General features: G+C 54.0%; 18 protein-coding genes. 5 read left to right on the forward strand and 13 right to left on the reverse strand.

Annotated features, from left to right (window positions below; translation table 11 throughout):
- Positions 1-102: 102 nt before the first annotated feature.
- The 9 genes from RA27_RS10275 to RA27_RS10315 form a co-directional block, all read right to left on the reverse strand.
- Positions 103-840: an SDR family oxidoreductase gene (locus RA27_RS10275; RefSeq protein ID WP_039538053.1), complete on the reverse strand. Its 738-nt coding sequence runs from the start codon at positions 838-840 to the stop codon at positions 103-105.
- Positions 837-2,159, reverse strand: coding sequence for an FAD-binding oxidoreductase (locus RA27_RS10280; protein ID WP_039538055.1), 1,323 nt, complete (start codon positions 2,157-2,159; stop codon positions 837-839). The genes RA27_RS10275 and RA27_RS10280 overlap by 4 nt, the downstream gene beginning before the upstream one ends.
- Complete coding sequence (locus tag RA27_RS10285) at positions 2,156-2,578, reverse strand: GtrA family protein (RefSeq protein ID WP_039538058.1); 423 nt, start codon at positions 2,576-2,578, stop codon at positions 2,156-2,158. Before RA27_RS10285 ends, RA27_RS10280 begins: the two co-directional genes overlap by 4 nt.
- Positions 2,575-4,005 carry a UbiA family prenyltransferase gene (locus tag RA27_RS10290; protein WP_039538061.1) on the reverse strand — a complete coding sequence of 477 codons (1,431 nt, stop codon included), beginning with the start codon at positions 4,003-4,005 and terminating at the stop codon, positions 2,575-2,577. Before RA27_RS10290 ends, RA27_RS10285 begins: the two co-directional genes overlap by 4 nt.
- A gap of 339 nt (positions 4,006-4,344) precedes the next feature.
- On the reverse strand, positions 4,345-5,604 hold the full coding sequence (locus RA27_RS10295; RefSeq protein ID WP_152610687.1) for a glycosyltransferase family 39 protein: 1,260 nt from the start codon (positions 5,602-5,604) through the stop codon (positions 4,345-4,347).
- 284 nt (positions 5,605-5,888) lie between these two features.
- Positions 5,889-6,734: a sulfotransferase domain-containing protein gene (locus RA27_RS10300; RefSeq protein ID WP_193746498.1), complete on the reverse strand. Its 846-nt coding sequence runs from the start codon at positions 6,732-6,734 to the stop codon at positions 5,889-5,891.
- A gap of 87 nt (positions 6,735-6,821) precedes the next feature.
- Positions 6,822-7,880 (reverse strand): glycosyltransferase, encoded by a 1,059-nt coding sequence (locus RA27_RS10305; protein WP_193746499.1) that lies wholly within the window; start codon positions 7,878-7,880, stop codon positions 6,822-6,824.
- 182 nt (positions 7,881-8,062) lie between these two features.
- Entirely contained in the window at positions 8,063-9,115 is a 1,053-nt protein-coding gene (locus RA27_RS10310; RefSeq protein WP_039538072.1) for a glycosyltransferase family 61 protein, read from the reverse strand.
- A 295-nt stretch (positions 9,116-9,410) separates the two neighbouring features.
- Positions 9,411-10,769: a DegT/DnrJ/EryC1/StrS family aminotransferase gene (locus RA27_RS10315; protein ID WP_343294158.1), complete on the reverse strand. Its 1,359-nt coding sequence runs from the start codon at positions 10,767-10,769 to the stop codon at positions 9,411-9,413.
- Here RA27_RS10315 and RA27_RS10320 point away from each other — a divergent pair.
- Complete coding sequence (locus tag RA27_RS10320) at positions 10,768-11,691, forward strand: glycosyltransferase family A protein (protein ID WP_039538226.1); 924 nt, start codon at positions 10,768-10,770, stop codon at positions 11,689-11,691. The two genes, RA27_RS10315 and RA27_RS10320, sit on opposite strands and share 2 nt — an antisense overlap.
- Positions 11,692-11,758: 67 nt before the next feature.
- Here RA27_RS10320 and RA27_RS10325 read toward each other — a convergent pair whose 3' ends face one another.
- From RA27_RS10325 to RA27_RS10340, 4 genes are all read right to left on the reverse strand, one after another.
- A complete protein-coding gene (locus RA27_RS10325) occupies positions 11,759-13,123 on the reverse strand; it encodes an oligosaccharide flippase family protein (protein ID WP_039538075.1) in 1,365 nt (454 codons plus the stop codon).
- A 539-nt stretch (positions 13,124-13,662) separates the two neighbouring features.
- Positions 13,663-14,472, reverse strand: coding sequence for a CpsD/CapB family tyrosine-protein kinase (locus RA27_RS10330; RefSeq protein WP_039538078.1), 810 nt, complete (start codon positions 14,470-14,472; stop codon positions 13,663-13,665).
- A 40-nt stretch (positions 14,473-14,512) separates the two neighbouring features.
- On the reverse strand, positions 14,513-16,048 hold the full coding sequence (locus RA27_RS10335) for a Wzz/FepE/Etk N-terminal domain-containing protein (RefSeq protein ID WP_039538082.1): 1,536 nt from the start codon (positions 16,046-16,048) through the stop codon (positions 14,513-14,515).
- Positions 16,048-16,938: an AAA family ATPase gene (locus RA27_RS10340; RefSeq protein WP_039538228.1), complete on the reverse strand. Its 891-nt coding sequence runs from the start codon at positions 16,936-16,938 to the stop codon at positions 16,048-16,050. Before RA27_RS10340 ends, RA27_RS10335 begins: the two co-directional genes overlap by 1 nt.
- A 476-nt stretch (positions 16,939-17,414) precedes the next feature.
- Here RA27_RS10340 and RA27_RS10345 point away from each other — a divergent pair, with 476 nt between their 5' ends.
- The 4 genes from RA27_RS10345 to RA27_RS10360 all read left to right on the forward strand — a co-directional run.
- Positions 17,415-18,014, forward strand: coding sequence for a polysaccharide biosynthesis/export family protein (locus RA27_RS10345; protein ID WP_039538085.1), 600 nt, complete (start codon positions 17,415-17,417; stop codon positions 18,012-18,014).
- A 4-nt stretch (positions 18,015-18,018) separates the two neighbouring features.
- Entirely contained in the window at positions 18,019-19,479 is a 1,461-nt protein-coding gene (locus RA27_RS10350; protein ID WP_152610688.1) for a hypothetical protein, read from the forward strand.
- 28 nt (positions 19,480-19,507) lie between these two features.
- A complete protein-coding gene (locus tag RA27_RS10355; RefSeq protein ID WP_039538090.1) occupies positions 19,508-20,764 on the forward strand; it encodes a glycosyltransferase family 4 protein in 1,257 nt (418 codons plus the stop codon).
- Positions 20,765-21,250: 486 nt separating this feature from the next.
- Positions 21,251-23,862 (forward strand): hypothetical protein (locus RA27_RS10360; protein WP_152610689.1); only part of this gene is annotated, 2,612 nt, incomplete at its 3' end.

Consider the following 23,862-nt stretch of genomic DNA (forward strand, 5'->3'; position numbering starts at 1 on the left):
TTTTAAGCTTCGCGTTACCTGTATTGCATTAAAGGGCGGATCTACAAAGAAGTTAGCGTGCTGACTGGTGGTTACGCTGAGTCCTTTGCGCGTAATTTCTAGTCAGATCCTGAGTTTTTTAAATATTGTTTCCGGTATGAGGACGATAATTGTCATAATCAAGCGCCAGATCGATCGTACATAAATCACATTGCGACCCTTGTTTAACCCGCGCGCAATAGCCTGCGCCACTTCTTCCGGCGCGGCGGTGAGACGCGCTGGCAGATCCATGCCTTCGGTCATGCGCGTTGCGACAAAGCCGGGCAGAACCGTTAATACATGAACATTCCGCGATGCCATGCGATTGCGCAAACCAGAGAGAAACGCGGTGAAGCCGGCCTTCGCGGAGCCATAAACATAATTGGTCGCACGCCCACGTAATCCTGCGACAGAACTAATGCCGACGATCTGCCCCGAGCCGCGTTGATCGAAGCGATTAGCCAACAGGGCTAGTATGCTCGCTGGCCCTTCATAGTTGGACCGCATTACCGTCACGGCGGCAGTCACGTCCTGCTCGTTTTCGATCTGATCCCCCATAAGCCCTACGGCACAGACGGCGATCTGAGGTAACTTGGGCAGCTCGTCGATGAATGCTGCATGAGTGTCGACCGCCAGAGCATCGAAGGCATGAAGAGTAACAGGCACGTTGTATCGCAGGTTTAGATCCTTCTGCGCCGTTTCCAATTGTGCAGGATCGCGCAGCGCGAGTTGCACCGGATGGCCGTCTTTGGCGAATTTATGGGCAATCGCGAGACCGATGTCAGAACGTGCACCCAAAATCAGCACTGCACCGTTGGTCATAGGCAGAGCCTTTCTGATTGTTTGGAACGAAAACTACCGCTCAGACCTGATGCTTCTCGATGCGTCGCAAACGCTGTGGCACGTGGGTCGGAGCGGTGCAGGGTATCTGCAGGCATCCGGCTATCCTTAGCGAGGTAAAATCGCCCGCCATGCTCGATTGTGATGCGGTCGAGTTGGGTCATCAGCGAAAGTGTCCGCTGGTTGACCGGGAAGTCCAAGGCAAGTGTGTAGCCGAGCATCGGGAAAGAAAAAGCGCTGTCCTGCAGACCGAACCGTTTGAGCACTGCCAAGAATGATCCTGCTTTCGCAGCGGAAGTGGCTTGCAACAATGCGGTTAAGCCTGCTTTGGACTGCTCCAACGGCAGCACGCACTGAAACTGTATGAATCCTTTTCGCCCATAGATACGGTTCCAACCCAAAATGGCATCCAGCGGATAGAAATAGCTGTCCCAATCCACTAGTGTTTCGCCACGTTGCCGAGATCCGTTCCAGTAATAAAGCCCGTTGAATGTCCGTACCGACAGGCTGTTGAGCATCCGCGCAGGGCAGTCAAAGGGCACCGATAACTTCCGCTTCCTAGGGGTCTCGAAAGGATAGCGCGCCCGATCCCCAGTCAATTCGGCCCCAGTGGCGTGTTCTCCCAGCATCAAAAGCGATCGACCGAGGCTCTCTCCCTGACTCAGGCAATCAATCCATGCCACCGAATACGTCGCATCCTGGGTAGTTTCGAAGGCGTCGAGCGCGGCATCAAGATTATGCAACGGGTGCAAAGTCTGGCGAATCCATGCGCTTTGCACGGGGCGCAAACGGAGGGCGGCGCGCAGGATAATGCCGGTCAGGCCCATGCCGCCGATGGTCCAGTTAAAAAGCTCGGCGTTTTCCTGCCGCGAACAGCGCTCAATCGTTCCACCCGGGGTGATGACGTCGATCCAGTCCACACAGGCGCCAAAGCTGCCCTCTTTGTGATGGTTCTTGCCATGCACATCTGCAGCAATCATGCCCCCAAGCGTGACGAATTTTGTTCCGGGTGTCACCGCAGGGAACCAGCCGCGGGGTAGGAAGGTCGAAATCACATCCGCCAGAAGCACACCTGCCTCAGCGACCAGCACCCCCAAGTTGGCGTCAAAGGCCAGCATATGGTTGAAGTGGCGCATCGAAATGGTCTTGTCCGATCCGATCGCGCTATCCCCGTAGGCGCGGCCATTGCCACGCGCAATGACGACCTGATCCGCCACGATCGTACACAACTCCGCCTCGTTTCGCGGGGCCTCGGTTGTGCCCGGGAAGACGGGAAATCTGCCCCATCCTGCGAGTGTCATGCTGGGTTCGCTCTCTTGGTATCCGTGAATACAAAGCGCCGGTCCAGATGGTACTTGATTACGTATCCGAAGGTCAGGCCGATCACGGCTCCGATCTCTCTCATCAAGTTGGTTTTCCAGATCGCCCAGAACGCGGTTTCTGTTGTCCAGAAAATCAAAGTCGTGACAACTCCCATAGCCGTGTAGAGCGTGAACTTTCGGCCATGAGCCCGAATGCTGCGTGAAACATCAGCAAAAATCCAGCGCTTGTCCAGAAAGTACTTGATCACGAGACCCACAAGTGTACCGCAAAAGACAGCCGCCCCGAAACCCCATGCCGAAGCGTTTACAGACAAGACTAATCGTTGCGTTCCCAGATTGGCTATGGTTGCCAGTATAGCGAACGCCGTGTACCGGAATATCAGGACCTCAACGCTCATACTAGTGCCCCACCGATGACAAAGCAGATCATCAGGAAAGTACAAATCTGGCTTGTGCGATCACGCACCGCGAAGACGACGGGATCGTCATGCATATGTCCCCGGTGCGTCAGCATTGCAATCCGCGATATCCAATAGAACAAGATGCCACAGACACCGCCTAAGAACAGAGGTTCGGAGTAGAGAATGGCTACGCTTGGTGAGTTGATGTAAAGCGCCATCACCAGTATCGACACGTAGCCAGACGCCACTGACATCATCGAGACAACGGGCAGGTCTTCGACACGGTATCCTCTGCCTGTCGCTTGCAACTTACCGCGAGCTGCGTTGTCGACCAACTCGGCCTGCCGTTTGACCGCAGCCAGTGAGAAAAAGAAGAAGATTGAAAAAACCAAAAGCCATATCGACAACGGAATGCCGGTTGCCAAACCCCCGGCAATGATCCGCATGGTGTAAAGAGTGGCCAGCGCACAGATGTCGATGATTACACGTCGTTTCAGTGAAAGCGAATAGGCTGTTGTGATAATAAAATACGCGGCCATTGCCAACATGAAGGGCCAACCCAGAAGAGCTGCCACACCCGTGCCTGCGCCAATCAAGAGCAGCAACATCAATCCGCCATGCGCAATCGGTACCGCGCCTGATGCGAAAGGCCTTTCTCGTTTTCGCGGATGTGCCCGATCCGCGTGTAAATCCAGAAGGTCGTTCGTGACATATACGCTGGATGCAATGAGCGAGAACGCGATGAACGCACCAAGGCTTTGCAGAAACGCCGCAGCCGAAATATCGTGCGCTGCAAGAGCGGGCAAAAATACCAGAACATTCTTCAACCACTGATGCGGCCGGATCGCTTTAAGATACGAGGAGAAGCCAGTCTGTGTGGTATGAAGATGTTCAACATTGGTCTTCAGCGCGTCTGCACGTCTGCGCAGAGAAGGTGAGATATTTACCGTGACCGCCTGACTGGCGTCTTTCCAGACGGGTAAATCCGCCGTGGCATCTCCCATATAAGCGTATTGCCCCGAGCCGAACCGCTCCGCTAGAAAGGCTGCTTTGTTTGCCCCTTTGAGATTACGAATGCCGTCTGACCCGTGCACTTCGTCGAAGATACCCAGATGTGCCGCAATACAGTCGGCAATGCCCTGATCGCTTGCGGTAACCAGCGCTGTGCGCCCTCCTGCGGCGCGCCACCGCTTTACATAGTCAATGACCATCTGATCATAGGGTAGGGTGGTAACGTCGATATCAGCCCGCTCTGCCAGTTCGCGTTTGAGCGCCGACCTTCCAGCTTTCAGCGCTTTGGCTGCTCGAAGCGGGGTGCGCCAATCCGCCGAAAATGCCGCCCAGAAGCTTTCGTGCAACATGTCAGATCGCAGCAACGTGCCGTCGAGATCAACTGCCAAAACATCTGGATGCCAGTTTAGCATTTTGAAGTCGTACTCCCAAATGGTTCCGTCACCATCTCCGGACCCAATACTAAGAAAATGTCATTCAAATACACAGTTCAATTCCATAAGTCTTATAACCTTACATTGATAGACCGGCTGTCGCACCATGGCTACTCTTTGGCTGTTTCGGTATGGTGGTTGCTCATTTCGCCCGGGTTAAGTCACTTCGTATAGTTGTTGTCTGAGAGGCATACAGTCGAATTTGTAGGTTGGCATTTGTAACCAGCGCCGTTCTACACGCCGTGGCTGCGGATTCCCGGATCAACAAGCCACCTGAATGAGTGTGCACCCGCATCAAGCTAAATCTCAGAAGCCTGACTACCGGCCGGTAAGGCGCCGAAGTCTCTGCTCTAGCAATGCCGCTAGGAACATCGCATTGGACGCATAGATCAACCAGTCAAAAGGCAGGCGGAAGCGGACCCGTGTAAAGAAAATGGCGTAAGCCAGCCCTCCACCGATCCAGAATGCCAGAAAAAGCCACTCGATCCTTCGAAAAGGGGCCTGACGCTGCAAGAGCAGGTGAGCCAGAAGCGGCAGAACCAAAATCGCATAACTGATCAGAAGGATTGTCTCTCGCGCATCAACTTTTATTGGTGTAGCGCCGCCCTCAATGACTTTGTCGGACAGCAGCTTGTTGCTGTAGTCGAACCAATGCAAGAATTTACCCAGGTAAAGCCAGGCCACGCGCCCCGGGTCCGCTGCGATTTCACGGAAGGCTGCCTCTGTCAGAAACTGGTTTGCTTCGACCTCGTTCGCACCCGTCAATCCGGTATAGATGTATTCCGGCAATCTGATGTTCAGGCTTGTATCATACTTGGCATTTGGCGCATTGCCGAATGCCAGATTGTAGCCGGAACTGGTCGAGATTGGGATGAACGCGTCGAACGCTACATAATTTCTGGCGGTCCAGGATGACATAATCAACGCAGTTATGAGGCCGCATACCAGTACCGTTTGCCATGGTCGCGCAACGTTCCAAATCACCCATACGATCAGTATGGGAGACAGCAACAAGAATATTGGCACAGTCATGATCAGCAGGCCAAAACACAGGCCCGTCGCGATCGCCCTGTGCCAACTATGTGCTGAAGTTAGCCGGTCGAGAAATAGTATTGTCAGGAGGAGCAGAAAGGTGGCGAGTGTCTGCGGATAAAGCGTTGTAGCAGCATAGATGATCGCGGGCGATGTCGGAACGAGAACAACAGCCAGCAACCCAGCAAGAGGGCCAGCATGGCGCTGTACGATATGAAACAGAACGACGAGGCTGAGCCCCAAGAGGACCGCATTTGCGAGACGGGCTTCCAACAGGCCGCCTCCGAGACCCGCTACTGGTGCAAGAAAAAACACCAGACCCGGTGCGCGATAGGCTGTCGGAAGATCACCGGTTTCCGAAAAACGTCCCGTCCATGCCAAGTTTTGTGCAATAGCGAGAAAATCCGACTCGTCGAGGGATTTCTCTCGCCCGCCTTCTATAAAGACTAAAGTCCAGCAGAGCAGAACGGCAAGGAACGCCACGGCATAAGCCAGCCTTTGTTCTTGCCCCTTTGTTCGGATCATCAGGCGCTCTAGAGCAGCCACATCTACCTCTTATTCAAAACTAATTAACCGTGCCGAATTCATTAAGCACGAGGCATTACTTCAAGAAACTCTTTCAATTTTCTTCCATGATGACGGCAAACCGTCAAGGTAATCTGTAGTACACGTCGGGATGGGCCAGCACATTAGCGCGGATCTGAGCAGCGAACAGGCCACGCCAAGACCTCCTTAAGCCTTTTGAGTTGGCGGCATCAGATCCCTCAAGTCGGACCAGCAAGCACGTGTCACTTTGGCACACAGCGTCAACCTTTTGGCGATGCGATGGATCAAGAGAACACTATTCCCGTCAGGCGCCTTAGCTTCTCAAGGTCGTCAGAAAAAAGTTTCATGACCTCGGACCTGTCTCCAATTTCGATCTGCTGCGCCGGCGCTTGGATCGAACTGCGCATTTGACGCATCATGGGTGCTGGCAGGCCCTTTTTGAGGGCGGATGCAAAGCCAGGGGGTAACCTCCTAAACATGCGCCCAATCGCGTTATAGCTCGACGCCGCGTGTTGGCTTTCTGGATTGCGCTCTGTGTCAACTTGGAAGGGCGTGCATTCCAGAAACTTCAGGCACGTGTTGACAACTGAGGCTGGGTTCTCCCGCAGATCGTTAAATTTCAGGAGCAATATCTGTTCCCTGTCGAAGACCTCTAGGTAACGTTCTATCTGGTCTCCATATCGTCCGATCAATACGAACATCGGATCGTCGCGTAGTGCGTCAATGAGTTGAACAGGTGTATCGGTGGCCGGTACACTGCGCAACTTGTGCTTGAGCGCAGACATCGCCCGCTCGATAGGATGCCGGAGAATATAGATAATACGCGCATCCGGGCGCAGTTCAGCGATGCGTTCCGGCACCGGTTCAACCACGCCGGGTGCTTCTGGAAGTGCTATCTGGTCCAGGGGACGCAGAAAGGAATAGGTGGTCGACGCATCGACTAATACTTGTGCGTCAGGGTTTGGAAAGCAGGATCTGTAGTAGTCGAGGCCCTTATCAAAGTGCCTGGAGAAAAAATGGGGCTCTTTAGGGTCAGAAACGCAAATCTGAGGGGACTGATCGAGAAGTCCCGCCAAGTATGTTGTTCCGGACTTTTGTGCGCCAATTATAAATGCTTTGGGTGGAAACACTTTATATCCTACGTCTGCACGAAAAAAGCTGCGCGTTTCAGCGTCATAATGCAATTGTAAACTCGCCGGACCAAGAGCGGGTAGTACTTATATTCCCGTGCGACCTTCTAGCGACTGAGATTTTAGCGCCTGTGGCAGTCGGCTGGCTCGGATCAGGTGGGTTGCTCGTTTATGAAAGGTAGGCTCAAAGCAGTGCGAGGCCCCAAAGTTGCGCCCTCGATAGGCCATTTCACGCAGGGCTGCGCGGTCGTTATGCAGCTTCTCGATTTGCGCAGCAAGGCCTGCCGCATCGCCCAGCGGTACGCACCAGCCCGCGCCCGATTCACTGACGACCCCGGCAAATGCCTCATTGGCATACCCCACTATGGGTACGCCACAGCTCATTACTTCTGTATAGGTGCTTGAAGGGTCGCCCTGTGGGTGGCAACACACAAAAAGGTCGGCATTCTGTTTTAAGAACGGAATCCATTCCGAGCTGAAATCGACGGGTGGATGCACCACCACGCGGTCAGATAGCGCGCGTTCCGCAATGCAGTGCCTCAAAACCTCTTCCTGGTCGCCACTGCCGTAGATGTCCATCTGATAAGGCACCTTGAGCCGGTCGAGGGCTTGAGCAACCTGTGGCAGCTCCAGCACGCCTTTCATGGCGCTTAGGCGTCCTCCGAACACCAAACGAAGAGGTGCACCCTTGTTCATTTGAGTGCATTTTGCCTCAAGCATTTGATCGTCAATAACGTCCTTGGCGCGCACGCGATTGTCGAAATACAGGAATGCATCCGGTGCTATTGGCGCATAAATTTCGTAAGTCGGGGTGCCATTGCATTGCAGCCCCGCCGCATAGTCGCGCGCAAGCCGGCGACGCTTACGTTCAGCGCCCATCACATAGAGTCTGCGCCGCAATCTGCGCAGAGGATTGGGTGTTGTTACGTTGATGATCTGTAGTTCTGTCCGGGGGGAATACTCGGAGACGAATACAACCGGCAGACCGATCTGTCGGCACAACGCAACCGTATCGGTTTCATCAGGAGACAACAACGCCAGCACGACTGCCGCATTGGACAAGCGCGCCGCCAAAGCGGCCTTGTTCTCGGGGCGCAATTCCAACCCGGTTTCAAGAATGTCCGGGGCTACTTCAACCTGGTCCATATCAATCCCAGGCCTTGTGTCCAACGCAACGAGCGAGGTGACCGGGCCCGGCCAGGTCCGGGCATATTGCGCGGCCCCTTCGAGGAACTTCCGTGTCACTACAAGGCGGCCTTGCGCGCCGCGCCTTGCTTTCAGGCTGGGCAACAGAATTAATTCTCTGCAGGCACTCTCATCGGCAGTCATCACAAAAGATCTAATGTGCGTTCCAAATCGTCAATGTCGACGCTAAAACCATTAGCCGCCGGATGACCTACAGTAAAGGCAAACTGCATCCCGGCACGATCTGTGAACTCCTTGAAAGCCATGGCAAAACGGTTAGGGGGCTGCAAGACCAGAAACGTCCCACCTGCGGCAATCGAATAGATTCCATGCGCCAAATGACTGCCCTCGACGCTGACGATCACCGGCACGTCAAGCAACCGCTGCGAAATCTCATAGGGTGACAGCTTGGCGGGTTCGACAATGTCGAAGCCTTTGGCGCTAAGCACCTCTTCGAGAGCTTTCTCATTTACTACTATCCGCCGCTCGCCGGTGTTTCCACGTTTGAGATAAGCGCCGGGCCGGTTGTTGCTGACGGGACCAAGCGATGCGCGCATACGGCGGCGCAGTTCGGAGAAGCGTGCTGATTTTGAGGCGTTGTGAGCGTAGTCAGTATATAGGATCAGTCGTTTGACATGAGCAGACGTCACGCATTTCGGTAGTGGCAATTGGAGCAATTGCCGATACCCTGCCTCGTGATCATAAGGTTTTGTCATCATCGAAATTGCCGTTTCACTCGGCTGAGGCAGCATTTCCTGTGGCAATGACGCACGCATGAAAACACCAAAATAATGACTGCCGGACCAACAGGACGTCAGGCAGGCCTCCTTAATGCGTTCATGTGGATTATCGTTTGTTTGCAATATACTAAACGACCCGAACCCCTCTTGCGCGCGCGCGGTCCCACGAAAGAGAAACGACCCTGAAATTGTTACATCCTTGACAAGATAGGCGCGTGTCGCAGCGTGCTCGGTCGGTCGGCCCTCAATCGCGTGGTGTTCCGTTTCCCAGTTCCGCCAGGGTGACAGTGCGGTGATACGCTCAAGCGACGAGGCCAAGTAAATTGCCGGAGGGATGTTCGTGACGTCTGAAGGGCAGATTTCCCAGCTATCGCTTGCCAGGCTGCGAATATTCGGTCCTGGGCCGGATATGAGGCGGGTCACGCTCCATTTTAGGGCGGCGGTATTTAGGGCCATGACGGAGGCCCTCTGTTGATAAGGGGGGAGGTTTTTGCGTCAAGCAGACAAGGCCTGGGTAGTTGGCATTGCTTAATCTGTGTACGTGAAAGATGTTTATGCTCACGTCGGCGATATAAGGGAGCCAAAGTATGGTGCATTCGGAACTCCAAATGTCATCGGCTAAAATGGGTTGCTACTAAGCAGATCTTTGTTAGGCAAAAAATACAGGGATCACGCCCTGAAGCGCCTTAGCAACATTAGCACAACAATACATGCAGGTAACTATCTTTGTTCCGAATACGAAAACTACAATTTACGCGTCGCAGATCAAATTGATGATTCGGTCCTGATCTTCCGGTGCCAGATCGGGGTAAAGTGGCAGGCACAATACCTGCTCGGCGGCCGTCATTGAGCAAGGCAGCCCCTGAGGATCAGCTGAGGGGAGATCGCGGTACATCGGCAACTGACTTAGCAGAGGATAGAAGTATCGTCGTGCTAAGATGTTATGTGCCGCAAGCCGTTCCTTTAGTTCCAGGCAACTCAGCGAATAATCGGGTTCAATCATGATCGGGAATGCATAATTGTTCTGCCCGGAGTTTTCGGGTGAACAAACACAGCGAATGCCGTCTATGTCTTTGAGCCGTTCCGCGTAACGCTGGGCCACTTGTCCACGCAGGGCGATATCCTCATCCACATGTGCAAGCTGCGCTAAGCCGACTGCCGCGTGCAGCTCACTCATTTTGGCATTGAGCCCAATCGCCTCGATGCGTGTTTCATCCACGATCCCGTAATTGCAAAGTCGGTCGAGCGCCTGTTTGGTCTCAGGGTCATGAGAAATGATCGCGCCACCTTCCAGAGTACTGAACACCTTGGTGGCATGAAAGCTTACAACTGCCAGATGGCCATAGCGCAAAAGGCTTCCACCGTCATCCGTCGCTCCGAAACAATGAGCGCCGTCATAGATAAGTGCCAAGCCGTGACGCTCTGCGATTTCTGCCAGCACATTCGTGTCGCAGGGCGTGCCATAACAATGGACTGCAAGAATGGCGCGTGTCCGAGGTGTGATGCGCCGCTCGACGTCTTCGGGATCAATGTTGAGTGTCACCGGATCGATATCTGCAAAGACCAAGTCTGCACCAAGCCAGCTGACGGAATGCGCAGTTGCCACAAAAGAAAATGCGGGGGTGATGACCTCACCCGAGATACCAAGATGCCGAAGTGCCAGCATGATCCCCAAGGTCGCATTGGCAACCGGTGTCACAAACGGCACATCCAGATAAGTTGCAAGGGCCGCTGCGAAACGTTGATGTACGGCGCCGCCGTTGGTGACGAACCGACTTTCCCAGACGCTCTCCAAGAGTGAATCGACTTCTTTGCGCGGAGGCAGTGAAGGTCGCGTAACATACAAAATCTTGCTCTGCGAGTCAGCAGTATCGTTCACGGCAGTAAATCCAAAGCAATCCGACAGAGCATATACACATGCTATTCTACGTTCTAGCATAGTCTGTGATTTTGGACAGTATGCAAGCAGTAACCGCATCGGGGCGTTCCATGTATGCTGGAAACACACAGTGCTGTATGTTGCACCACTCAACATGCTTGAGATTTTGGGGCAGTTTGGTTCACTAATCATCACCGGTGACGCCGTTGTCCAATGGAGCTCTCTGATCATGGCAAAACCACGTAGCTACGTTCTTATTTCGCCCTGCCGGAACGAGGCCGAATACATGCGCCGAACCCTCGACAGCGTCGTGGCTCAGACGGTGCAGCCTGCACGATGGATCATTGTGGATGACGGGTCCACTGATGCTACGCCACAAATCCTGGCTGAATATGCCGCAGAACATGATTGGATTACTATTGTACCCAAGGCCGACCGTGGTCACCGGGCAGTGGGTCCGGGGGTGATAGAAGCCTTTTATGTGGGATACGAAACTATCACGCCATCTGACCACAATTATCTATGCAAGCTTGATCTGGATCTTGAACTGCCACACGGGTACTTTGAAAGTCTGATGGAGCGGATGGAAGCTGATCCTCGGATTGCTTCATGTTCTGGTAAAGCCTATTTTGAAGATGCCTCAGGCCAGATGGTGTCAGAGAATATCTCTGATGACATGTCCTTGGGTATGACAAAGTTCTATCGTGTCGCTGCCTTCGAAGCTCTGGGCGGCTTTGTCCGCGAGGTCATGTGGGACGGAATCGATTGTCATAAGGCGCGGATGCTGGGCTGGAAAGCGGTCAGCTGGGATGTTCCGGAGTTGCGGTTCAATCATTTGCGCGCCATGGGATCAAGTCAGACAGGTATCTATGCCGGTCGGCGCAGGCATGGCTTTGGGCAGTATTACATGGGCACGGGCCCATTGTTTCTGTTGGCTTCAGCAGTCAACAAGATGCGGCAGAAGCCTTATGTTTTGGGAGGGCTGGCTATAGTGCAAGGCTATTTTGGGGCCATGTTTAGGGGTGTTGAACAGCACGGGGATGTCGAGTTGCGCCGCTTCATCCAAAGCTACCAGCGAAGGGCTCTTCTGGTGGGCAAAGCGCGGGCAGTAGCCGAGATCGAAATGGACCGCGCGTCAAAATGGTCTTCGTAAGCGCCGCGTGCGTGTTCCGAGAAGCACGCCCCCGATAACCAGCTCACTGAAACCGGCACTAGGGAAATCACTTTATCGCGGCGACAAGTGACATGACATCACCGTTCAGCCAAATGACGATTGCACTGAACAAAACAGTCAGAACTGCAAAGACGACATCGTGAAGGATGTCCTGGCCTCTGTACCGGCGGATCAGGAAAACGATCACTGGATATGTCAGTACGGCTGCCAAGGGTCGTGCTGCAATGGCCCCAACAAGTCCGTAATGTACTAAGCCCAAAGCCGTCAAAGTGAGTTGCAGTGTGGCCCGAAAAACCTGAAAGGCTGTGAAAATGCCGGTTTTACCCTCGGCAACCAGCAGGATGGGGTATCCTTGAATGATGAGGCTTGGCATCTGAGAAACAGTCAAAGCGACAAGGATTGGCCCAGCTGCTTGATATTCGTCCGTGTAGAGAAAACTGATGAGCCATAGCCCAATGAGCCCCAAAGCAAACAGAGCGCTGAGCATACTTCCGGTGAGAGCGAAGCGTGTCTTAGAGATTGCTGTTCGGTTTTCGGACGAGGCTCCGGGTGGTCGTGCGCTGTAAAGCGGGAAAATGACCTGTTGTACGAAGCGCCCCATAAGCAAGGTTGGAACGGACGCGAAGAAGAAAGCAATATTGTAGAATCCCATGCTGGAAAGGCTTAGGTATTTTGACAGTAGAACCCGGTCACCACTGTCCAGCAAAAAACCCAGACCGGAACTGAGAAAGAGATATTTTCCAAAATGGAATTGCTCAATTAGCGCCGCTCGTTCCAGCCGGAAGCGGTTTGCGTGGCCTGGCAATACAAAATGCGACAAAATAGCCTTAGACGCATGCGCCACAATCACGCCTAACATTAAGGCCCAAACGGATTCCCAAACCAGCGCCAAACCTATCATCACACAGATTGACAGCAGCTGGCAGCCCAACTCCAGAAAAGTAATCCTACCCAGAAGGATGTTGCGTTGTGCGGTCCATAAGCGTGTCGACCGGAGCCCCATCACGAAGACCGAAAAAGCGACACCGTACATCAACTCATTCAGGATCGGTTCTTCATAAAACTCCGAGAGCGGTTGCGCGATTGCTATTGTAATACCGGCTAGGATAAGCCCGCGGATGACCTGCAGTGTCCAGCAGGTATCAAGAAATACCGGGTCTTCCCCTCTCTTGGACCGCACGATTATGGATGTCAGTCCGATATCGGACAACATTTGTAGGCCGGTCAGGTAGAGGTTCACTATCGCAAGTAGTCCGAAAGCTTCCGGAAATAGCAGGCGGGTCAGGATTAAGTTTGACCCCAAACGAAAAAACTGACTGGCACCAAAACCGAAAAAGGTCAGCGCCGAACCGCGTATGACACGGGCACCGATCCCGTCTCCCTTCAGCTTGGTGCGCACGAAAGTCAGCATGGTTGTTGGCCCGCGCAGACGGCGCAAGTTTTAACAAAAAACATAATTAGTCCGCCTCGAAATGATCGCGAGCAAAACCTTGTTTGCAACCCCAACTCTAGCAGAGGTGTGTTGGCCACTAATAACTGTCGCTCTGAAATCTCTCAATTTTCCATGTTCATAGCCGAGGTTTGAGCGGCACAAACCTGCATCGGGTCCGTACCTCTCTGCCATCCGTCTCGATGGCGTCCTCTGGACACGGGCTCGACCATTGCGAAACAAAGCCATGATCACGAACAATCCGGCACAACCGATACCAAAAACTGTGGTCTCGTGAGCGCTCGGGCAATCACAAACGTCAACTGTCGGGACCGGCATATGCGTCACGAAGAGCGCACCAAGTGCCCTGTCGTCTCTGGTCTTTACCTCATATGGCAGGAAATCTATCCTTCTCGGCTTCTTATTGTATTGGTGGTAATGAAATCCGTTAGCGTGTGTGTAGGTCGTATGTTCATAGGGATGTGGGCAGGATTTCAGATCCCCAAAGAAGATCTTCGGGTTCACATGTCCTCCTGCGACATCGCACTTGGATGGCAGCCATTCAGGACCACGCCCAGCACATTCGTGCTTTCGGCAACTTCGCGTTCGCAAGCATCAAAATGGTTGAGTTTAGTTCGGTTTGCCAGCGCCACGATCAACGCACAATCGACCGTCTTAAGAAAGGCTCGAGCACGGTCGCCACTTAGAATGGCTGGCAGGTCAAATATCATTATATCGGGCTGATAGGTCTCGTGCGCGGAGGTGATAAACGCCTCCATCTGGTCAGAGAGAAGCAGGCGGGTCGGATCGGGGTCCGCATTGAAGGACGTTACAACCGCAACATTGTCACGTACCCGTACCGCATGGTCCTGCAGTGGTATCTTCCCGAACAGGACATCAGAGAAGTCGCCTTTCTGGTCAATGCCGAAAAACTCGTGAATCGACGGATCGCCGAGGTCGAAATCAAAAAGCATCGTGCGCAGATCGTTCTGACGCCCAAGTCCAAGCGCGAGATTGCAGGCAATAGTGGTCTTGCCACTCGATGGTGCTGGCGAGGTGATAGCTAACCTTGTCCAGTCATTTTGCTGCATCTGCAACAGAACCCGAGTCCGAAGGACATCAAAGCTGGAAGAGGCCTGATTGGCTTGCTGTGATACGATGAGATGTTTGCGCAGGACCTCTTCAGACAGGTCTTGTTGGGCCAGCCGCTCCCAAGCCGACGAAGCAGGCTGCGGCATCGCAGCCTTGGTGCGTCGTGCAGACGTGCCTTGATCGCCACGTTTGTCACGCTGACTACGGGCTTTGGCGAGGGCAGCCTGAAGTTTTTCCATGCCTATATCCGTCTTTTGGGGAAATCGCCGGTCCGAGCCATCAGGTCAGTCCCAGCTTTTGCAGGATACGATCGGCGATAAGTTCGAGTGGCATTACTTCCGTGTGTACATAATAAAGCCCCAGAGGGACTGCAGCCAACACCAGGAGGACCCAGAATGCTAACATGGCGTGTCGGCCCAGCCGCTCCCTGCGGGACTCCATATAGGGGATCACGCCCAACGGAACGATGTTGAACCGAGACTGAATTTCGGCCGGGTGGCGAAGTCGACCATTAAGCAACTCGAACAGTAAAAACACTCCAATAGCCAGGAACATGCCGCCACCCACACCAGCTGCCGCGATTTTCTTGCGTGCAGGGCCCGAGGGGGCTTGGGGTACTACGGCGCCTTCAATCAGGCTTATTCTCTGGCCCTGAGCGTTGACCTCAACCCGTTCAGCCATTCGCGCCTGATTGAGATTGTTGAGCGTAGCATTGTAGCGTTCCCGAATGCTTTCCAGATCGCGTTCTAGGCGCTCCAGCGTTATCGAATTAGTAGCCGTCGCCGAGATGGCAAGAGCCAGCCGCTCAAGCTCCGCGTTCACCCGAACGATTTCCTGATCAATCTCGGCTACGCGTCTATCCTGTTCTGCCAATGTCAGATCGATGATAGACGGCTCCTCTCTTGGTGTGCCGCTCCCGGTCGATACGACTGTTATCTCGGCCAAGCTCTGCTCCAACTGGGCGATCTGGTTCTGCAACAGTACAACCCTCGGATTGGACTCTGAGTAGATTGTTAGGGCCTCACGCAGCTGACCTTTGAGTTCCTCTAGGCGGCGTTGCTCGGGCGGGAGATCCTCGACCGGCTGATCCAGCCGTCCCGTGGCTTCGAAGAGCGACACCATCTCGTTTCGCTGGTTGATGACCGAGGCTCGTTCCTGCTCCAGTCGGCCCAACCGTTCCTGCAAGATCGTTTGCCGGTCCTGTCGATAGCTCAGATCTTCGGGGAGTGCATCCACGTTCGCGTTCTTGAAGGCGATGATATCGCCGCTCTTCGCATCGATCTGTTCGGCGAGGCGAGCAGTCTCCTGTTCGAAGAAAGACAGCGTGTTCTCCGCCCGCTCGCGGCGGAAAGCGGCGTTGGATTCCAAGACGAGTGTTGTATAGTCGTTGACCACATTTGCCGCAACCTGCGCGCGATAGGCTGTGAACGTGATTGACATCAGCGTGGCTTGGTTGCGACCGCTGGATCGTCGGATACGGGTGTTTTCCCGCATCGCCTGGACGATACGGTCGGGCGTCATCTTGTCGATATCGGCGAAGGCATGGTGCGCGCGGGCGAGGTCGAGCAGGTTGGCCCGAGTCATCAGTTGTTCTTCGATCAGTTGGAGTTGCTCGGAAGCATCGGTTCGCACGATCGAGACGACCATGTCGTCAGGTATCTGCTGTGCCTCAACCTGTAGCCGCGCCGTCGCTGAATAGACAGGAGGCAGGGTCAGCGCAGCATAGATTGCTATTGCGGAGCAGATCAGCATCAAGGCCAGCATCAGTGGCATACGACGCCATATTAACATCCAATAAAAACGAAACGGCAACATTACTCAGCAGCTTCCGGGGAACAAACAGTATAGTTATCCGATAAAACCAAAGGATCGGATGCGGTATTTGAAAGGAAGATGATGCCGTCTTCCATCAACTCCTCAATAATTTCGGCGTCAACCGATTGTATTTCCATGCTGGCAGCATAGACCAATGCCAGATCACAGACCTTGTTAATCACGCGTGGCACACCACCGCTGATTTCATGCACAAGATCAATAGCGGGACCGTTGATCTCGTCTCCACTACCACCGACGCAGCGTAGCCGGAACCGTACGTAATCTCCGGCGGTTTCACGATTCATCGGCCGCAAATGATAGCTAACGCTAACCCGCTGAGCGAACTGGCGCATTTCGGGGCGTCCGATCATGTCGCGCAACTCGGGCTGGCCCAGCAGCACAAGCTGCAAGAGCTCGTCTTTATTCGAGTTGACATTTGTCAGCATACGGAGCTCTTCCAGAGTCTCGGGCTGCAGGTTTTGTGCCTCATCAATGACGAGGACGACAAACCTGTTGTCAGCATAGGCTTCGAGCACGAAATCAACGAACTGCTGGAACATCGAGACGTAATCAGCATCAGGAGGGATCGAAAGATCAAATGCGTTCAGCACCCAACGCAGCAAGTCTCCGCGTCCGCCCTGAACATTGGAGATAAGGCCTACGACCGCGTCGTCATCCATATCCGCAAGCAGCGCCTGCAAAAGCGTCGTCTTGCCGGTCCCTACCTCGCCCGTGACAACCGTAAGAGGCGCCCGTGTGCTCAAACCGTATTCGAGCACCGCATATGCCCGTTTGTGACCACGCGACCAGAACATCAGATCAGGGTCCGGCAACAGAGTGAACGGCCGCTCGGAGAAACCGAAGTGCTCCAGGTAAAGATCGCTTCTCACAACAGACACTCTTACTTCAACACAGCATTGCTGAAACAGCAATCTGCCATTGGTCTACACAATCTTATCGCCCCGTGTATATAGTAGCCACAAAAGAGCCGACAAATACTTTGAGACCAATTGATAGCCACGAAACTGGGCATTTTGATGTTCCTGCTACCTCTCAGGGCGTTTTTTGCGTTTAGTAGTCGCACCTGAAGTGGCAAGAGCCCCTAGATAGTACCGCGATGATTGCAACACAGCAAGTGTATCGCAATGCTGTCGCGTCGTCTTGATTGACACGTTCGGAGCCAGTTAAGCCAGCGCCGAATAGGCAAAACTGTAGTGGACCACCTGAAGTGACGGCGCTCAAAGCGTGTCAATTTAATAACAATCCGCAATGAATCGGCTGCATACTACTGTTCCAGGTTTTCTAATGTTGCGCGTAATAATAGAAAAAACTGGCACAAGAAAATCCACCGAGAGGCCGTGCCGCAATGAAGATTATGCTTTTCCCAGGGCTTATACTTGCCTTTGTGCTCTCTGTTGCGTCCATGGCATGGGGGCAGGCGAATTATCGTGTTCAGCCCGGCGACACCCTTGTTATCGAGGTGCTTGAGGACCCGAGCCTGAATCGCAGCACCACCGTTCTGCCTGACGGAAATTTCAGCTTTCCTTTCGCTGGCACTCTTCGCGCAAGTGGTCAGACCGTACCACAGATCGAAGCAAGAATTCGTGATGCAATAGCCAGCAATTTTGCCAGTGCGCCAACAGTTTTTGTTGCAGTGCAGCCGCTGGAGCCCGCTGAGGATGGCGATCTGATGGAGATCTACGTTGTAGGTGAGGTGAATTTGCCCGGCGTGGTGGAGATGGATGCGGGAAGTACGGCCTTGCAGGCAATCGCAGTTGCTGGCGGGCCGTCTCGCTTTGCGGCAATTAAGCGTGTACAGCTACGTCGTATCGACCCGCGCTCTGGCCAGCAGAGCGTCAAAACGATTAACTACAAGGCTCTTGCAAACGGAGCCACAGTGAGCAGAGATATCCTACTGAAGGACGGCGATGTCATTATTGTCCCCGAAAGGCGCCTCTTCGAGTAGCCTCGTGCGTCGCCGTACTATCGCAGGAAGTATGGTGATCGCGTTAAGCTTTGGAGCGCTGCAGGCGCAAGAACTTCCAGTGGATGATCTGACACCCGATTTTCCGCCGGAAGATTTGGAAGATGTGCCGGCAGACGCCGAGACCGGGGTTCCGCGCTTTACCCGCCCGGATGAGGCTGAGCCCGACAGCGCCAGAACAATGTTCCTCGATTTCAGAGAAGAGTTCAGGTACAGCGACAATCCCGATCTCGAAGCAGATGACGAGGCCGAGGATGTGTTCACGGCGCGCACAACGCTGCAGGGCGGCTACATCCGACGCACCGCTATAGACAGTTTCGAGCTCCTGTTCGGTGCTGATCTGGACTTGCGCACAGATGATGAGGGCGGGATCGAGAGGCCAAGAATCGACCTCGGCTGGGCCCGTGACGTCGGCAACAGCAACATCGGTCTCAGCCTAGGGTATAGCGAATTCGACCTCGGCACCGATACAGGCTCGTTTTTTAACTCAGATACAGGAAGTATCGATTTTGGTACTTTTGATCGCGGCACACGTGAAACCAGCGATATTGCGATCGAAGGTGGTTTTGGCCTAGAGCGCCCCTTCGGTGGCAACTATCTGCTGTCACATCGCGAAATCCGATATAACGATACCGATGACCCGGGGCTTTTGAATGCTGATCGGTTCATTGCCGAGGGTGATTTGTTCTTTGTGCTTACGCCACGCTTCACCGTGGGCCTTGAAGCGGGTCGAACCGATTTTGACGAAGACGGGGAAGGCGCGCTTGATACTATTACCACGTATTATAGGGCCTTCGCTGATACCCAGATCGACTCGCGAACGCGGGGTCGTTTCAGCCTCGGATGGGAAGAGGTGGATGAGTCAGGCGAGTTTGACAACGTCGAAGACGGTGTTGTTTTTGGTATCGAGCTGGCTCGGGATACGCCCCGTGGTGAGAACTTTCTCAATATCGACTCGCGCATAACCACAGCGGGTCGACAAACTGAGTTGCGTTTGGGCCAGACGATCGAACAGTCAACGCGTGAACTGGGGTATTCTATAGGCATGTTAGATACCGAGGGGGCTGATACAGAGCCTCTTTTCGGTCTTCGCTGGGCGGAAGAATTGCCTCGAGGGGTTTTCAATACATCATTGGAAATGACGCCATTCAGCGATCGTGACGGCGAAACCCAGATTAACACTCTCTTCACGGTGGGGTATGGGCAAGAGATAACCACGCGCAGCGGGTTCTCGGTGGATATTTCTTATCTGGACGTCAATAATCTGGATACGGATTCGGCTGATACGCAGAGGCTTGATCTGTCGTTGACCTATAGTTACGCGCTTACAGAAGACTGGAATTTGGTCAGTGGTGTTTCCTTTGCGCGCCTTGAGGAGGATGATGAGGAAGACCGGGATGCCAATACCGTCTTCGTCGGTATCGAGCGGCGGTTTGTCTGGAATTGACCGTATCCATAGCAGGGGCTGAAAGCACATGGGCGCGCGTACCTCTTTGCCTCGTATCGCGTATTTGACGGGGATTTACCCCCTGGGTTCTCTCACCTTCATTCAGCGCGAAGTCGAGGCTTTGAGGGAGTTGGGGGCAGATGTGCGTACTGTCTCCTGCCGTAGCGTCTCGCCCGATGACTTTGCTGGAGTCCCGGAGCAAGAAGCCGCGCGCGAGACGCACTACCTGCTGCGGGCGGCGCGCAATCCTGCTGATTTCATTGCCGCCCAATGGGCCGCTTTGCGGGCACCACGCAGATATCTGCGTGCGTTTCGTCGGGCAATGAAGATGCGCAATCCTGGCCTGAAATCGCTGTTCATACATCTGGCGTATCTGCTGGAGGCGACGATGATGGCGCAATTCGTGCGGCGTAAAGGGATTGATCACATCCATTGTCACTTTGCCAAAAACGGGCCATTGGTCGCGATGCTGACCCGAGACCTGACAGATGTGCCTTACAGCTTCACGCTACATGGCCCCTCCGATCTTTATGATCCAGAGGGCGTGCGGCTTGGTGCAAAGGCGGCCGAAGCCAGTTTTGTCGCCACCATCAGCCACTATGCCCGCAGTCAGCTGATGCTTTTTTCCGACCCTGAACATTGGGATCGTTTTCGTATCATTCATTGCGGTGTGAACCCCGCGCTCTATTCCCGGCCCCGCGTACGGCGGGATGACAAGGAGATCCGGCTGATCTTTGTCGGTCGTCTGGCTCCCGTAAAAGGGTTGCGTGTCCTCTTTAGAGCGCTGAACCCGCTTTTTACCAAGTACCCAGATCTGCGGCTAACCGTGGTTGGAGACGGCCCGGACCGGCCTCGACTCGAAGCAGACGCGGCGCAATTCGGTGATCGTATCTCTTTCACGGGTTACCTGCCTCAGCAGGAGGTGGCGCAAAAGCTGTCGCAAAGCGATATCTGTGTGTTGCCCAGTTTTGCCGAAGGTGTGCCCGTCATCCTGATGGAGGCGATGGCATCTGGCCTGCCGGTTGTGGCGACACAGGTGGCAGGTGTGGGTGAATTGGTCACTCACGGACAAAATGGCTACCTTGCGCGGCCCGGTGATCCAGAGGATCTGAGAATATACATCGAAGCGCTTGTCGATTCTGCTGACCTAAGGGCACGCATGGGGGCGGCAGGTCGTGAGGTTGTGAAATCAGATTTTATCGTCGCGGATGAGTCGGCCCGACTCGTCCGGTTGTTTGCTGATGGCCCTGGGCCTGATGTGCGTCCTGCTATTGCTAAATCTTAATAAATGGCCTGAATCTTAATTTTACGATCCCTAGATCGGCAGAATTTCGCGTCTTCTCTGACCCAACTGGCCGACTTCCGCACAACAGGCGGAACACTGCGGATATCCAAGCATGTTAGGCTTGCCAGCAGTATTTCCCGCCTTACAAAGGCCCCAAAGCCGAACCGTTTTCAACGAAGTTCAGTCGTAGCAAGTAAAGTAGGAGAGCAGTTCTCCAACGTTAATGTTTAGCGCAAATGGGGTCTTTGCGCGGAAGAGGGCTTCGTAAGAAGCCTCGGTAACTAGTGCGGCGTTAACTATCTTGGATAAACAGAAGGTACTAATATGCCAATCGCACTAGACGATCTCGCAACAACTGGACTGGCCGGAGGGCGCGTAGCGACTCTGCAGCCAACCGACTACGAGTCGGCTGTCAGTGTCCGCGTTGTAGAGGCACCCGATGTCGGTAAGCTGACCGTAAACCCTGACAATTCTCTCGCGTTGGTCTTGACCGGTTCCGACTACTCCGGGCCGCTCCAGTTCACCATTGAGATTGAAGACGCCAATGGTAACGTTCAGCAGCAGACCGTGACGACTCAAGTCAGCCCTCCAACCCAGGGCGCCGGCTGGGGCACTGGCTCAACACATTATATGCTGGAGACAGATGACAGTGGAGACCTTGTCATCGAGACCGGCGACAATCACCGAGAGGTTTACGTTTCGGGCTCCGATGATGCCCTGACATTGGCCGACATTGCCGCGCTCGAGAATATTCCAGTGAGCCAGGTCACTGGTGCGTGGCTTGCGGCGAACCCCAGCTACGGCTCGAACCCCGATATGGCGCTGGCACAGGACGCCGGTGATGCTCTTTGGACCGCACTTACGCAAGAAGTCAGAGGAGTAGCGAATCCGAGTTCGCACTGGCTGCGCCTGGAAAAAGGGTATGAATACGACTCTCCGGCCTTGTTCCCACGCGGGATCACCGGGGAAGACCCGCTGAACCCTGTGGTCATTACCTCATACGGCGAGGGTGAGCAGCCGGTCATAACAGGCGACGATGTATACCTCTTTCAAAGGCCGTTTGCTAACGTTGTGGTCCATGATTTGCATTTCACAGAAGAGGTGCGCGTGCTGGGTACAGATGCCGGATTCTCTGGCAACGTCATCTTTGATTCGATCAGCAGCAGCAATCACGGAGCACTTGTCTTTCAGCACCTTGAATCAGCTACATTACGCAATGCAGAGATTCATGACATCGAAGGCAAGCGGGACTACGATACACAGGACTGGCAAGGGCACGGGCATAGGACATCGGGCTTGTTCGCGGGTGACGTTGATGGACTGTTGATAGAAGGTTCGTCATTCTCGGGAATTGGATGGGATGAGGGCTTCCAACGGGACGGGAATGGGAATTTCGGACAACCTCCGACCATGTGGACCCACAACGTCTATGTTGCTGAGGACAATACCGACCTGACATTCCGGGATAACATTTCCAGCGAAGCGTCATCCTTCGGTGCTATTTTGCGCAGTGGTGGTTTCATCGAAGACAACCTGCTGTTTGAGAACAATGCCGGCCTCGTGGTGACGGGTGGTAGCTATCGCGATATCGGCCACGTCGGAAATTACTCGCTGTTGTCAAACAACGTGGTTACCTCTGCCGCCTATAAGGAAGCCGACTTCATCGGCGCGGTTTCTCTCGGTTTGGTCAATGAAGGCCTCGATACTACGCTTGTAAACAACATTGTTGCACATCTGGCTGATCCAGGCAGACCGGAGGAGCTGGAGTACAAGCTCTACAGCAACGGTGGACTAAACCACACCGAGGACCCCTATTACGACGACACCGCCATCTACAATTGGATCGGTGCGCGGCTTACAGAGACCTACGCTGATCAAAATATCGAAGATCTGGATCAAGCGGAACTGGCTGCCGCTACTGCGGCCAATCTGGCAAAGTTGCTTCTTAACGATCCCAATGCAGACGCATCTGATCTGGCGGAATGGATAAGGCAGAACGAAGACGCAACTGCTGACGAACTGAACGCCTTCTTCCAAGCGGCGTTTGATAGGCTGCCTGAATCACGCGACGGTTCTGCGGAGGTCCGTTTTATCCCCAATGAACTGGGTGATGGTGTTCGTTGGGACAACCGAATGAACTGGAGCACCGGGGATATCGCAGGTACCATGGCTGGCGATAATGTCGACCTTGGTGGAAACTGGGTCGTTTACGGTGGCACCCATACAATCAACGGGCTGGACTTTGGCAACGACGGGCAGCTTGACTTCCACAATGGCAGGCTCAACGTGTTGGGCACGACTGAAGCAGGTATTGACGGCGCATCAGTTGAGATTAGCTCGGCAGGTCAGTTCTGGCTTGGCGGTGGCTATGCGGGCGAGGGTGATTTTGATATCGATTTGGATGGCGGACGCTTTGCCAACACCGGCACGATAACGGGTGACGTTAACCTTTTTGTCGATGATGGGCAGGCGCTGCTGAGCGCTGAAGGTGGCGACATGACCTTCGGCCAAGGGGACGAACTGACCGTGCGTGGCCGTGACGCTCAGGTGGGCTTCGATGGGGCCCGAAACCAGCTAGGGGTTATCTCATTCGAAGAAGACTCTGAGCTTATCCTGGCAAGCGATGAAAGCGGTCTGGGACAGATCGGAGAGTTCCGTTCGGGTGCTTTTGGTGAAGCCACAAATGTGAATTCGCGCATTGAACTCGGTGAAGTAAATCTGACCGTCGATCTCACGGATGCCCAGATTGGTAACGGAACCTACACGCTTCTTTCTGCAGACGAGATTACCGGTCGTTTTGGCTCTATTGACATCCAAGGGCTTGGAGGACGTGGCGCAACAGTCGTCGTGGACTACACCAACGATGTTGTCAGCCTCGAAATTGGGACGGGTTCTGGAGTTACGCTGGAACAAGTCGGTGACGACAGCCAGGTGAATGTACCTCCCACCGATCCAGTTGTTGATGAGACACCTGACGAGCCAGTTGTTGATGAGACACCTGATGAACCGGTTGTTGATGAGACACCTGACGAACCGGTTGTTGACGAGACACCTGACGAGCCGGTTGTTGATGAGACGCCTGATGAACCGGTTGTTGA

The sequence above is a fragment of the Ruegeria sp. ANG-R genome, assembly GCF_000813985.1.
Taxonomy (GTDB): domain Bacteria; phylum Pseudomonadota; class Alphaproteobacteria; order Rhodobacterales; family Rhodobacteraceae; genus Ruegeria.